Source organism: Priestia veravalensis (assembly GCF_001457055.1).
Lineage (GTDB): Bacteria > Bacillota > Bacilli > Bacillales > Bacillaceae_H > Priestia > Priestia flexa.
In genome coordinates, this window is record NZ_KQ758646.1 from 1 (window position 1) to 13,194 (window position 13,194).

The 13,194-nt window shown below is 37.0% G+C and carries 17 protein-coding genes; 6 read left to right on the forward strand and 11 right to left on the reverse strand.

The window, feature by feature from the left end; all coding sequences use genetic code 11:
* The 5 genes from AS180_RS09860 to AS180_RS09880 form a co-directional block, all read right to left on the reverse strand.
* A partial coding sequence (locus AS180_RS09860; protein ID WP_175384197.1) for a CidA/LrgA family protein occupies positions 1-210 on the reverse strand: 210 nt, incomplete at its 3' end.
* A 249-nt stretch (positions 211-459) separates the two neighbouring features.
* Positions 460-1,011, reverse strand: a complete 552-nt coding sequence (gene hxlB / locus AS180_RS09865) for a 6-phospho-3-hexuloisomerase (RefSeq protein ID WP_373688707.1) — start codon at positions 1,009-1,011, stop codon at positions 460-462.
* Positions 1,012-1,027: 16 nt separating this feature from the next.
* A complete protein-coding gene (gene hxlA, locus AS180_RS09870; RefSeq protein ID WP_025909191.1) occupies positions 1,028-1,657 on the reverse strand; it encodes a 3-hexulose-6-phosphate synthase in 630 nt (209 codons plus the stop codon).
* A gap of 243 nt (positions 1,658-1,900) precedes the next feature.
* A complete protein-coding gene (locus AS180_RS09875; protein WP_061784986.1) occupies positions 1,901-2,263 on the reverse strand; it encodes a winged helix-turn-helix transcriptional regulator in 363 nt (120 codons plus the stop codon).
* A gap of 94 nt (positions 2,264-2,357) precedes the next feature.
* Positions 2,358-3,233 (reverse strand): LysR substrate-binding domain-containing protein, encoded by an 876-nt coding sequence (locus tag AS180_RS09880; RefSeq protein WP_062686756.1) that lies wholly within the window; start codon positions 3,231-3,233, stop codon positions 2,358-2,360.
* Between the two features lie 206 nt (positions 3,234-3,439).
* Between AS180_RS09880 and AS180_RS09885 the strand changes: the two genes are divergently transcribed.
* Entirely contained in the window at positions 3,440-4,213 is a 774-nt protein-coding gene (locus AS180_RS09885) for a hypothetical protein (protein ID WP_025909194.1), read from the forward strand.
* 105 nt (positions 4,214-4,318) lie between these two features.
* Positions 4,319-5,104 (forward strand): SDR family oxidoreductase, encoded by a 786-nt coding sequence (locus AS180_RS09890; RefSeq protein ID WP_035320403.1) that lies wholly within the window; start codon positions 4,319-4,321, stop codon positions 5,102-5,104.
* A gap of 40 nt (positions 5,105-5,144) precedes the next feature.
* On the opposite strand, the gene AS180_RS09895 is transcribed toward AS180_RS09890, so the two are convergent.
* Positions 5,145-5,756 (reverse strand): nitroreductase family protein, encoded by a 612-nt coding sequence (locus AS180_RS09895; RefSeq protein ID WP_025909196.1) that lies wholly within the window; start codon positions 5,754-5,756, stop codon positions 5,145-5,147.
* A gap of 150 nt (positions 5,757-5,906) precedes the next feature.
* Here AS180_RS09895 and AS180_RS09900 point away from each other — a divergent pair, with 150 nt between their 5' ends.
* Complete coding sequence (locus tag AS180_RS09900) at positions 5,907-6,770, forward strand: NAD(P)-dependent oxidoreductase (protein WP_025909197.1); 864 nt, start codon at positions 5,907-5,909, stop codon at positions 6,768-6,770.
* A 148-nt stretch (positions 6,771-6,918) separates the two neighbouring features.
* On the opposite strand, the gene AS180_RS09905 is transcribed toward AS180_RS09900, so the two are convergent.
* From AS180_RS09905 to AS180_RS09915, 3 genes are all read right to left on the reverse strand, one after another.
* On the reverse strand, positions 6,919-8,079 hold the full coding sequence (locus AS180_RS09905; protein ID WP_025909198.1) for an aminotransferase A: 1,161 nt from the start codon (positions 8,077-8,079) through the stop codon (positions 6,919-6,921).
* Positions 8,080-8,193: 114 nt separating this feature from the next.
* Positions 8,194-8,406 carry an IDEAL domain-containing protein gene (locus AS180_RS09910; RefSeq protein ID WP_025909199.1) on the reverse strand — a complete coding sequence of 71 codons (213 nt, stop codon included), beginning with the start codon at positions 8,404-8,406 and terminating at the stop codon, positions 8,194-8,196.
* A gap of 342 nt (positions 8,407-8,748) precedes the next feature.
* On the reverse strand, positions 8,749-8,943 hold the full coding sequence (locus AS180_RS09915) for a hypothetical protein (RefSeq protein ID WP_025909200.1): 195 nt from the start codon (positions 8,941-8,943) through the stop codon (positions 8,749-8,751).
* Positions 8,944-9,251: 308 nt separating this feature from the next.
* Here AS180_RS09915 and AS180_RS09920 point away from each other — a divergent pair, with 308 nt between their 5' ends.
* Positions 9,252-10,157, forward strand: a complete 906-nt coding sequence (locus AS180_RS09920) for a chemotaxis protein (protein ID WP_025909201.1) — start codon at positions 9,252-9,254, stop codon at positions 10,155-10,157.
* A 72-nt stretch (positions 10,158-10,229) separates the two neighbouring features.
* Here AS180_RS09920 and AS180_RS09925 read toward each other — a convergent pair whose 3' ends face one another.
* Positions 10,230-10,700, reverse strand: a complete 471-nt coding sequence (locus AS180_RS09925) for a YkyB family protein (RefSeq protein WP_025909202.1) — start codon at positions 10,698-10,700, stop codon at positions 10,230-10,232.
* A gap of 216 nt (positions 10,701-10,916) precedes the next feature.
* Between AS180_RS09925 and AS180_RS09930 the strand changes: the two genes are divergently transcribed.
* Positions 10,917-11,774, forward strand: coding sequence for a GRP family sugar transporter (locus AS180_RS09930; protein ID WP_025909203.1), 858 nt, complete (start codon positions 10,917-10,919; stop codon positions 11,772-11,774).
* Positions 11,775-11,823: 49 nt separating this feature from the next.
* A complete protein-coding gene (locus AS180_RS09935) occupies positions 11,824-12,609 on the forward strand; it encodes a glucose-1-dehydrogenase (RefSeq protein WP_025909204.1) in 786 nt (261 codons plus the stop codon).
* On the opposite strand, the gene AS180_RS09940 is transcribed toward AS180_RS09935, so the two are convergent.
* On the reverse strand, positions 12,606-13,115 hold the full coding sequence (locus AS180_RS09940) for a L,D-transpeptidase family protein (protein WP_025909205.1): 510 nt from the start codon (positions 13,113-13,115) through the stop codon (positions 12,606-12,608). The genes AS180_RS09935 and AS180_RS09940 overlap by 4 nt on opposite strands.
* Positions 13,116-13,194: the final 79 nt, after the last annotated feature.

The window sequence follows — 13,194 nt, forward strand, 5'->3', positions numbered from 1 at the left end:
AAAAAAGAGTAATAGTTCACCAACAAGCAAATTGCCAGCTCGCTCTACCCAATTTAATTTAATGACCTTCAAATGAAGCAACAAAAACAGCAAACCAAATCCAACAATGCTTCCTGGAATAGGAAGGTTCAGCGCTTGAGAAATCTGTTGACCAACAAAAAAGATTAATATGAAAAAAAGAATTTGAACAAATAATGTTAAAACCTTCATTATGATGTTCCTCCTTTAGCTTATTCATAATAATAGAGCCGCCTAATCGGCGACTCTATTGGGGGAAAAAGAAAGTATTTTTGGCTTATACCGATGAGGTATAAATTGAGAAGATGAATGCTACAAACTTATCTTACCTAAATTTAGCTATAACGTAAAATATATAATAACTATAATTACTATGCCTTTTAACTATAGCTAAAGTGGAATGAAAAAAGCCACCATCTTATAAAAGAGGTGGCTTTTTTGCTATTCTAAATTAGCATGTTTACCGTACATTTTGTGCGTGTCTAAACCTTTCTTTTCCATAAAGCGCAGAATAAGCGCATCGTAAAAAAGCAAGAGCGTTTGTTCAAATAGAGACCCCATTGGCTGTACAGTTTGATAGTCACTATTTGTTTGGTCTTTTTTTGCACCTGGAAGTTTGACAGTAAAATCAGCTAACGTTCCAAGCGTCGATTTAGGAGAGATGGTAACAACGCTAACTTTACCACCAATTTCTTTTGCTTTTTCCACAACTGGAATAAGCATTTTTGTTTCACCAGATCCAGATCCTAAGATAAGCAGGTCATCTTTGGTAAATGTTGAGGTAACGGTTTCGCCGATAACATAAGCATCAATACCCATATGCATCATTCTCATGGCAAATGATTTTCCCATGAAGCCTGAACGACCAGAGCCTGTTACGAAAACGCGCTTTGCTTCAATGATGGCATTAACAAGCTGCTCAGCTTCACTAGATGAAACACGCTCTGTAGTCTGTGTCAGTTCGTCTACAATTTGACGTAAATGGCTGTTAATATTCACGATTCGTTCCTCAGTTTGAAATAAGTTCTTTCATTTTAGCAGCTGTCGCTTTTTTATCGTCTTGACCTGTAATACCGCCACCAACAATAACAAGGTCTGGCTGAGCTTTTACTACTTCTGGTAACGTTTCTAACTTAATGCCACCAGCAACAGCGGTTTTTGCATTTTTAACAACGCTTTTGATCGTTACTAAGTCTTCAAATGAGTTTTGGCCAACAGCTTGTAAATCGTAACCAGTATGAACACAAATATAATCAACGCCAAGCTCATCTAATTCTTGAGCACGACCTTTAATATCTTTAACACCAATCATATCAACAAGGATTTTTTTGTTTTGTTTTTTTGCTTCTTCCACAGCACCTTTAATTGACATATCTTCAGCAACACCTAAAATCGTCACAATGTCAGCGCCAGCTTTTGATGCTTGCTGTACTTCGTAACCGGCAGCATCCATAATTTTAAGGTCAGCTAATACTTTTAAGTTTGGAAATGCTTCTTTAACCTCTTTTACAGCACGCAAGCCTTCGTTAATGACAACGGGCGTCCCGATTTCTACGATATCAATATGATCTTCAACTTCTTTAATAACCTCTTTTGCTTCAGCGATGTTTACTAAATCTAATGCTAATTGTAGTTCCATGCTTTCTTCACTCCTTAGAAATTCTATCTATTCACTGTTATGTAACAAAGCAACAGGTGTAAAAGTAGTATACCCAGTTTTATTTGCTGCTAAAAGTACGCACTTTGTAAACAACTACTATAGAATTTGATAGTATACTAGAGTATACTTTTGGTGATAACAGCTATGTAATCGCTTTATTTACTTGGGAAAATAGAGATGATGCATAATGCATCATCTCTAAAAAAATTTATTTCACAATTCTTATTTGGTGATTGCTTCACTTTTTTCTTGATTTACTAGTACAGTTTCACGGTAACTTTGTCCCCAGCTATACATAGCAGTTAAGACTGGTATCAGGCTTTGACCATGTTCAGTTAGCGAATACTCAACCTTTGGAGGAACGACAGGGTATACCTCTCGGTGGACGATTACATCATCTTCTAGCTCTCGTAGCTGATTTGCCAGCATGCGAGGCGTGATGTCAGGGATTAAGGCTTTTAATTCACCAAAGCGCTTTGTCCCTTCATGACCTAAATGCCATAGAATGAGCATTTTCCACTTTCCGCCGATGATAGCGAGCGTCAATTCTTTCTCACAATTAAATTCTTTATTTAGCTGACTCAATTGGTTCACCTCATTTTTGTTCCATTACTCAGTACCTTTTATTATACTTCTTATATTTCTATTTTTTCAAAAGTTTAGCTTGCAGCGCGTGCGATTATACAGTTTGTTTAATATGATCAATAAATGCTTGAGTGGCGTATGAAATATAGCGATCTTGTTTTGTAATAAGAGCTAGTTCCCAAGGAATCCCGTTTTCTAACTCAACAACTGTGAGCTGTTCTAAATCAATTTTTTCACACAAAGAATAAGGAAACAGCGCAATTCCTAAGTTAGCGGCGACCATTTCGCTAATAAAATCCCACTGTGAGCTTTTATAGCCAATAGTAGGCTCAAAGCCGCTTTTTAAACACTCATTGTAAACCATCTCATACATCGTAAAGTCTTCGTGAAACGAAATAAAGGTCTCATTTTTTAATTCTTGCAACGAAATGCTTTTATGACGAGCAAGAGGGTGGTTTTTATGAACAATGAGCTGCAAGGTTTCTTTTGCTAATAGGGTAAAGGAAAACATGTCCTCGTTTACTGGCAGTAGCACAACTCCTACGTCTACGTCTCCTTGTTCTACGATTTTCTCCATCTTTTTTGCTCCGTACTCAATCATTTGAATTTGAACGTCAGGATATTGCTCTCGAAATGATTTAATAATACGTGGGAAAAACAATGTACCGATAATGGGAGGAATGCCAATCTTAATGATTCCTCGTTTTAAATGCATTAAGTCATATAAAGAATTAGATAGGTCGCGTAAAGAAGCGATGATGCTTTCAGCTTGTTCATACACAATGGCTCCCGCATCAGTTAGTTCTACTTTTTTAAAGGAACGATCTAATAGTGGAGTTCCAAGCTCTTCCTCTAAAGACTTCACCATCTTACTTAGTGAAGGTTGTGAGATATGTAAAGCTTCTGAAGCACGCGTGAAATTTTTATGCTTAGCAACCTCAGTAAAATAATGTAGATGACGTACATCCATGAAAGCATTCACTCCAATTAAAATTTGTTTTTAGACTATGGAATATTGTAGCATCATATTCGGGAATTTTTAATGATTAAAATGGAAAGTTCTCAGAAAAATTACTGCATATATATATTTACACCTTCTTTATTTTAGAGATATAATAAATGAATTGAAGGAACGTATTTACTCTTTGAAATGAATTGGTAAGGTGGTTAGGAAGGTTGAGTAAAGCAGAAGGAATGAAAGATGTCGTTTATATAAATGGAAATGTAAATGAGAAGTGCTTTGTCACGCATGGCATTACGTTTAAAGAGTTCTATCAGTCATTGCGTAATCCTCTCACGAACCTTTTGTTATTAAAACATCAATTTGAAGATAGCGATTACCATTACTCTACTCATATGGACTATCTTGAAGAGGAACAGGTTTCTTTATTAGTAGACGAAGAGGTATCAGATTACGGTGATTTTTGTTGGATAGATGTAGATGATGTGTCTTCACTTGATTTATTGGAGCCACAAGATGTTGCTTCTCTCTTGTATTTAGGGCACATGAAAAAGCCCTTACATTCACCTTTTGTGAATAAATTAAGCAATCAGTTTGTTTATTTAGCTGGTGAAGATGGCTATTATAATAAAACGTATTATCGAGATGTATACGATATTAAGCATATGATAAGTCGTGTGATTCCGTTGAAAGCATCTTCTTTGAAGCAAAAAGGTTTTGGGTTTCGACGAAAAAAATCTGAATATCCTGCTTTACCACTTGTAGTAGCTAATACGCTTTTAATGTTGACGCAGGACGGCTTGCTCTTTGATTTTGAACAACAGGCTCAGTCACGTAAAGATCTGCATATTCCAGTCTATACGATCGGTCGATTTACGGATATGGAGGATATGTATAACGAGCGTTTTAATAATCAAGAAGAGAGTAAATTAAGAGCTTATTTGATTTTTAACAAAAAAGAAGCAGAGTGGACCCTAGAAGAAGTTTAGGAAAAGAGCATTGAAGAGATGCTCTTTTTTTATTTGAGTCATATCTGGATTTTGTGATACTATTAAAAAGATTCAGATAGTTAATAGACGATAGGCGGTGTCAAAGTGGAGTTGAATTTAAAGGAGAAAACAGCTTTAGTTTTTGCAGCGAGTCAAGGGCTTGGCAAAGCAATTGCAACACAGTTTGCTAAAGAAGGAGCGAATGTTGTAATAGCTAGTCGTTCTGAAGACAAGCTTCAAAGAGTAGTAAGCGAATTGAACAAAATAGAATTACATAATGTACGTTATATCAAAGCTGATGTAGCAAGCCTACAAGATATTGAACAAGCCGTTCGGTTTACGGAAGAAGAGTTTGGCACAATCGACATTTTAGTAAACAACGCGGGGGGACCAAAGGCAGGTAACTTTCTAGAGATGACTGATGAAGACTGGTATACGGCGTTTGAAAATAACTTAATGAGCTGTATTCGAATGACTCGGACTGTCGTTCCGATTATGAAGAAAAGCGGTGGCAAAATAATTAATATTGCCTCGTCTTCTATTAAAGAGCCAATACCTGGTCTTGTTCTGTCAAATACGTTTCGAACAGGAATTGTTGGCTTAACTAAAACGCTTGCTGAAGAGTTAGCAGCTTATGGTATTTTAATTAATACCGTTGCTCCAGGAAGAATTGCAACGGATCGAGTAGGAGAATTAGATTCAATTCGGGCTAATAAGTTAGGGATAACGAAAGAAGAAGTACAAACAGAAATGGCAAGTCAGATTGCTCTCGGACGCTATGGGAATCCTGAGGAGTTTGCTAAAGTCGTCACGTTTGTTGCTTCAGGAGCAAATTCGTATATGACGGGGCAGTCCTTTTTAGTAGATGGAGGCTTAGTGAAGTCTATTTAATAGAAAACACGCAAACGATGTGTTTGCGTGTTTTCTATTATTAGATCCATGTTGTTACTTGGTCTAATGGTAAACGATCACTAGCATGAGCAGGTTTTGCAGCTTTTCCAACAGAGATTAACATTACTGGGATGTAGCGATCTTCAATTTTAAATTCTTCAACAAATTTTTGAGCGTTAAAGCCACCCATTGAGCATGTATCATATCCTTTTGCTTTAGCAGCTAGCATGAACGTCATGGCAGCTAAAGAAGCGTTTGTAAATGCTGCATCACGTGCAAACGTTGCATTTTTATAAGCACCGTTAATTTGACCAGCTAAAATGTCTTTTACTTCCGCAGTCATGTGACCAGTGTCAACTAATGGGTTATATACAGCATCTGTGTTTTTGTTTGCTTCTAAGTCACCTAAGATTGCGATGACTGCACCTGCTTCAACAATCTGTTTTTGATTGTATGCAATTGGAAGCAAGCGTTCTTTTGCAGCTTCGTCTGTAATGACAACGAAGTGCCAGTGCTGTAAGTTCCATGCAGAAGGTGATTTCACTGTTGCGTCTAGTAGCTCAGTTAATTCTTCTTTACTTAATTTTACAGATGTGTCATAGTGGCGAATTGATGTACGCTCGCTTACAACATCAAAAAAATTTTTAGACATACTAAAAAACCTCCAATAAATAAATGTGAAAATGATGGAATTGATGCACATTCTATCCTGTTTATAGGATGAACGTCAAGATATATGCTTTAGTATGCCTAAGGGGTTGTCATCACAAACATTGAGCTTGAAAAGAAAAGAGGAGACTTTATGAAAATTGGATTTATCGGTAGCGGTGTTATGGGAAGCAGCATGATTATGCATTTACTAAAGGCAGGTTATTCTGTGAATGTATATACGCGTACAAAAGAAAAAGCAAAAGAGGTTATTGCTAAAGGAGCTATGTGGAACGATAGTCCAGCGACCGTAGCAAGCGAATCTGACATCATTATTACCATGGTAGGTTATCCAGCTGATGTGAGAGAAATTTATTTTGGGAAAGAGGGAATTTTACATAATGCGAAGGCTGGTTCATATGTTATTGACATGACCACTTCGGAGCCAAGCTTAGCTGTTGAAATATACCAACAAGCGAAAGAGTTAAGGATTCATGCGTTAGATGCTCCCGTATCAGGTGGAGATGTAGGGGCTAAAAATGGAACATTAACAATTATGGTCGGAGGAGACAAGAAAGCATTTGAAGCGTGTAAAGATGTCTTTTCGCTCTTAGGAACAAACGTTATTTTACAAGGTGATGCAGGAGCTGGTCAACACACAAAAATGTGTAACCAAATTACGATTGCTTCCAATATGATGGGCGTTGCTGAAGCACTTGTTTATGCTGAGAAAGCAGGCCTTGATCCGGAGAAGGTATTAAGCTCAATTTCTGCAGGAGCGGCGGGAAGTTGGTCGCTGAGCAATTTAGCTCCGCGTATGATAAAAGAAGATTTCGAACCTGGCTTTTATATTAAGCATTTTATAAAAGACATGCAGATTGCTTTAAAGGAAGCAAAAGAGCTAGGAATGGAAACACCAGGGTTAGCTCTTGCGAATCATCTATATGAACAGTTAGCTGCAGAAGGAGAACAAGATAGCGGAACTCAGGCTTTATATAAGCTATATAAAAAAGAATAAAGTTCTAGTTAAGGTTGTAAAAAAGTACATTAATAAAAAAGCGTGAGTTTCCATGAGAACTCACGCTTTTTTATTAATATATCATTAGTAGGAGGTTAGATAGGATACGTATAGAAATCATAGCTAAACAAAGCTCGTTAAGTCATTTTTAGCCTTTTTTTGTTTGCAAATAGGATTCCATACGGTCCATTGCTTCAACCAACGTCTCCATTGCATAAGCATAAGAAAGTCTAACATAGCCTTCACCTAGGTCTGAAAATGCACTACCGGGAACAAGAGCTACGCCTGCTTCTTTTACTAACTCAAGTGCAAAGTCAAACGACGACATGTTAAGTGATTGAATCGATGGGAAAATATAAAAAGCACCGTTAGGCTTTTCCACATCAAAGCCCATCTTAACAAGACGCTCGTAAACATAATTCAATCGTCTTTCGTATTCTTTTTTCATGTCTACAGCATCATTTTTACCTGCTGTTAAAGCGTTAAGAGCCGCAGCTTGCGAAATGGATGATGCGCAGCTGACGTTGTATTGATGCACTTTTAAAATATGCTTTGTTAAGTATGCTGGCGCAAATAATAACCCGATGCGCCAACCTGTCATCGAATGAGACTTAGATACGCCGTTTACCACAATGGCTTTATCACGCATTGAAGGAATGGCTGCAATCGAATGATGGTTACCTTCAAATACAAGTTCACTATAAATTTCGTCAGATAAGACAAAAACCTCTTTATCCTTTAACAAGTCAGCAATCTCTTGAAGCTCTTCTTTGGACAGCGTTACGCCGGTTGGATTTGAAGGGTAAGGTAAGATAACACATCTTGTTTTATCCGTTAGGTGCTGCTCAATTAAATCAGCAGTTAAACGAAATCCAGTTTGTGTTGTATCAATATGTACAGGAATAGCACCGTTTAATTTAATGAGCGGTTCGTATCCAGGATAGACTGGACCTGGTAAAAGTACCTCTGAGCCTTCTTCTAAAATTGTTCGCATCGCAATATCAATGGCTTGACTCGCTCCAATCGTAACAATGATCTCAGATGATGGATCGTAGGATAATTGATACTTTGTATGTACAAACTCAGCGGCTGCTTTTCTTAGCTCAATTGTTCCTGCATTATGTGTGTAAGACGTAGCGTTTTCATCAATAGCCGTTTTAGCAGCTTCTTTCACATGAGGCGGCGTTAGAAAATCAGGTTGTCCAATTGTTAATGACAATACGTTATCATACTGAGCTACCATATTATAAAATTTGCGAATACCCGACAGTTCAATGCCTTTTACTCGTTTGTTAATTAAATGTTCCATACTAGTCGTTCCATCCTTCCACAGTGTTTCACTCATTTTATCATAATGTATACATGTAAAAAACCACTATCTTCTCAATGCAGATTGAGAAGATAGTGGTTTTAATCATTCACTTTATAAAAGGTGAGAATAGCGAGCTATTAATTTGTAAAAAAGTTCTTCATCTCTGTTATCAAGCGCTTCGTCAATTAATTCTCTTACATGCTTTTTGTTAAAATCCGTTGATAACTTTTTCAACAATAGACTTGCTTCTTTTGAATAGTATGGTTGGACAGGTCTAAATGAAGTAGATGTGGCGAAATTTTTATTTTTTCGATAATCGTTCATCACTCAACAACCCCTTTAATTATACTTACTAATCTATACCCTCTTATGGCGCATGTAACCCTCCGTTTTCTAAAAATCATAAATAGACACTGTGTTTTTATGATTTTATTGCTAAACGAGAGGGGGAGTTTTATTTAAATGTATGTATTTAGTTGAAATACAGTGAGAGGTAGTCTACTTAAAATTATTATGTATGTAACAGCTTCGTAAGGGTAGTGGAAATCACGCCAATCGAAGAACAGAAGCTAGTGTTAGCCCCCTCATAGTTACACACAAAAAAGGCTTAACAACAAAAGTTGCTAAGCCTTTCAAAGCAATTATGCATTATGTTTATAGTTAGAATCAGTCAGTGTGTATGTTTCCTTCGCGCCAGTACACAGGAGATACATGACCGAAGTCCACCGTTTGGTTGTCTAATGTCACGATACAGTGATCTGTGCCAGCTTGCTCTTTAATATTCTCGTAAATCTCTTCTTCTACATCTTCAATAATAGTCATTTCATTTTCATCATTAAAAAGAATGACGGAACCTTTCATTAAACATACACCTTCTTTAAGTAATTGTGGTTTATCATGTGTAGTATAAAGGGTTTCAATTCAATCGTCCACAGGTATTACAAAGATTTTCGTTAACATTTTGTGAACGAGTTATATCCTAGAAGATAAGAATTTGTTATTAAACCTCTCGCACTTTCAGCCGATAATTACTAATACAGAGATGAAAACGTTTTATGTTAAAAACATTTATTTTTTAGGTGGTTTTACTTTACGACTATAAAGTTTCATTACTATAATAAAGGACGACCACTACATAAGTACACTTTACTATGGAAGGGCGAAAATTTATGCAGCACGATAAAGGAATCCTATTAGAAAGCGGAACAAATGAGCTAGAAATTGTTGAATTCTCAGTCGATACTATTCGTTTTGGAATCAATGTTATTAAAGTTCGAGAAATCATTAACCCAGTAACCATTACACCGGTTCCTAATTCCCATTCTTACATAGAAGGAATCATTGAGCTGAGAGGAGAAGTTCTGCCTGTTGTTGACGTTGCGAAGGCACTAAAGCGCCCAGCATCGAATCAACCTGCTAAGGATAAATTTATTGTCACAGAATTTAATCAACAAAAAATTGTTTTTCACGTTCATCAAGTCACGCAAATTCATCGCATATCGTGGATGGAAATTGAAAAGCCTTCAGATTTATACCAAGGGCTAGAAACTCAAATCACGGGTGTAGTAAAAGATGAAAGCGATATGATTTTATTACTGGACTTTGAAAAACTTGTCACCGACGTTAATCCTGAAGCTGGAATTGATCAGTCTAAAATTAAGCGATTAGGTCAGCGTCAGCGATCAAGCAAGCGATTAGTAGTTGCTGAAGACTCACCGTTATTACGCAAAATGATTTCAGATACATTGGAAACAGCAGGCTATGCCAATACAGAGTTTTTTGAAAACGGGTATGATGCGTTACTTTATCTACAATCACTCGTAGAGTCAGGCCATGCCATTGAAGATGAGGTACAACTAGTTATTACAGATATTGAAATGCCACAAATGGATGGACATCATCTTACCAAGAAAATAAAAGAAGATGATCGTTTATCTGCACTCCCTGTTATTATTTTTTCATCTCTAATCACAGAAGATTTACGTCATAAAGGAAAAATGGTTGGTGCACAAGCACAAGTAAGTAAACCGCAAATTGGTGAACTAGTGCAAATGATTGATGAATTTATTTTATAAAGTAGTTGTGAGCAATATCAAGTTAATGAAAAAAGTGCCTCAATTGTTTCTTTGAGGCACTTTTTTATTTACTTACCAATAGCTTTTACCTAGTGGCTTAAAAACAGGCGCCTGCCGTTTGCGAACATTAGAAGGCTGAACAGGGTTAGGTGCTGATAATAAAAAGCCAGTATATTTGGATAATAATCGTTTTGCATAAGATAGTGACATTGTCGTTTTGGGATTTCGATATTGATGGTTTAAGTGACCGAGGTGTGTTAGTTCTTTGAAGTCCTCTTTTTTAGGAGGCATATGGAAAAAGTAATCTCCAACGGATACCAGCACATCTGATTTTTGCTGACTTTTACCTGGGTTAGGTGAAAAATGAAGTCCTTCTTTTTTTGCTTTTCCTTCTGAAATCAGTTGCTCAAGCGCAAGCTTTTTTAACGTATAAAGCTGCTTCGGATCAGGGGCTGCTTTAGCGTGCCTGTTTACCGTGAAAATAGCTTGTGCAATCTCAGCAGTAGATGGATTGAACGTTTCTTGGTTGGTTGAATGAGGCATAAATAAATTCACTCCCTTTCATTAGTCGCTTCATGAAGCAAATGCTGTTTCATAAGGCTTAGTTCTTTTATTATAGCGTGTCTTGTCCAATTTGAAAATAATTACACAGAGATTGGATAAATTCAAAAATATTTTTCTTTTAGGTTTCGTTTAAAAATGAGAGGTTATACAAATAATACAACAAAAGTTTGAAAGCATAAGAAGGTGTTGAATGAAGTGGATATTTTAATTGCATTAATTCCCGCTGTCATGTGGGGGAGTATTTTACTTGTAAGTTCGAAGCTCGGAGGCAAAGCTTATAGCCAAACAATTGGTTTAACTGGAGGAGCGCTTTTATTCTCGATTGTAGCATTTTTTATTGTCTCACCTGAACTTACATGGAAAATCTTTATTGTAGGTTTTGTTTCAGGTTTATTCTGGTCAGTTGGTCAAATGAACCAATTCTCAGCCGTTGAATATTTAGGTGTATCAAAAACACAGCCTATTTCCACAGGTATGCAGCTAGTCGGGACATCGTTATTTGGTGTCTTACTGTTTGGTGAATGGTCAACTCAAACAAAGCTACTAATTGGAATTGCTGCTCTTGCGTTTATTATTGTAGGTGTAGTGTTTACGTCATTAAATGATAAAAATAACAAAGAAGCTGATGGGAAAAGTCAATTTGGTAAAGGGATGTTTACACTTTTCATTTCAACATTAGGTTACATAGGTTATTTTATCGTCGTTCAATGGTTTGGAGTAGAAGGCTGGTCTGCGATTTTACCACAGTCTTTGGGTATGCTATCAGGTGCATTGCTTCTTACTTTCCGTCATAAGCCATTTAACAAATATGCTACACGCAACATCTTAACAGGATTTGTTTGGGCAACAGGTAATATTGGTCTATTAGTAGCAGCTCCTCGTGTCGGAGTAGCAACAAGTTTTTCATTCTCACAAATGGGAATTATTATCTCAACGTTAGGTGGTATTTTCCTACTTGGTGAAAAGAAATCGAAAAAACAAATTACGTTTGTCATCATCGGCTGTATTCTAATCATCGTAGGTGGGGTACTGCTTGGATTTACGAAAAAATAAATAAAACTCTCATAAAAAACGAAACCAGAAAAAAAAAGGAGCGATTACTGTGTATAAAGATTTAGAAGGAAAAGTAGCAATCGTGACAGGAGCGGCAACTGGACTTGGAAAATCAATTGCAATAAGATTTGGACAAGAAAAAATGAAAGTGGTTGTGAACTATCGTTCAAAAAGTGAAGATGCTCAAAAAGTAGTGGAAGAAATTAAGCAAAATGGTGGAGAGGCAATCGCTGTACAAGCTGATGTATCAAAAGAAGAAGATGTGAAGCGATTGATTGAATCAGCTCATACGACATTTGGATCGCTAGATGTCATGATGAATAATGCTGGAGTTCAAAAAGAAATTCCCTCTCATGAAATGTCGCTTGAAGAATGGAACAAAGTCATTTCTGTTAACTTATCAGGGACGTTTATGGGGTGTAGAGAAGCAATTAATTACATGCTTGAACATAATATCAAAGGTACGGTCATCAACATGTCAAGCGTACACGATATTATCCCGTGGCCACATTTTGTTCATTATGCATCAAGTAAAGGCGGCATTAAAATGATGACAGAAACGTTAGCATTAGAATATGCGCCAAGAGGAATTCGCGTAAATTCAATTGGTCCAGGTGCGATTAATACGCCAATCAATGCTGAAAAATTCTCAGATCCATCAACCAAAGCCGATGTGGAAAAGCTGATTCCAATGGCTAAGATTGGAGAACCAGAAGAAATTGCAAGCGTCGCGGCATGGTTAGCATCGAACGAAGCTAGATATGTTACGGGCATCACGCTGTATGCTGATGGTGGAATGACCCTATATCCAAGTTTTCAAGCAGGAAAAGGTTAATTCATTCTTCTAGAAGGACGAATATACACACCGGTACCATTTGGCACAATGGAAGCAAGTTCGTTTACTTGTTCGTTTTTCATTCGAATACAGCCTTTTGAAACGGCTTTTCCAATCGAACTAGGGTCATTTGTTCCATGAATGCCATAGGATTGTTTTGAAAGGCTTAGCCACATTGTACCAAATGGTCCACCGGGATTTGGCTCTCTATTCACAATGACAAAGTCTCCAACAGGTGTTGTGCTAAGCATCTGCCCAACAGCAATTGGGTAAGTTGCTTTCACAACATTATTTTCTCTTAGCTCCAACTCTCTCTCCGCGATAAAGACATGAATGGAATATGGAATGGTTGTTTTATCTGGTAGGTCAGGAATAAGAATTACTTGCCCTGGTACGATGATGTTTGGGTTTAACCCTGGATTGGCTGCAAGAATCATACTGAAAGGCCTTCGATAATCAAGTGAAATTTGATACAATGTTTCACCTTGTTTCACAACATGGAGCATGACTTTCCCTCCTTAATCATAAATCTTTTTAAAATTAACAGAATTTTTCGTTATTATATAAATCTATAGGATTATTTGT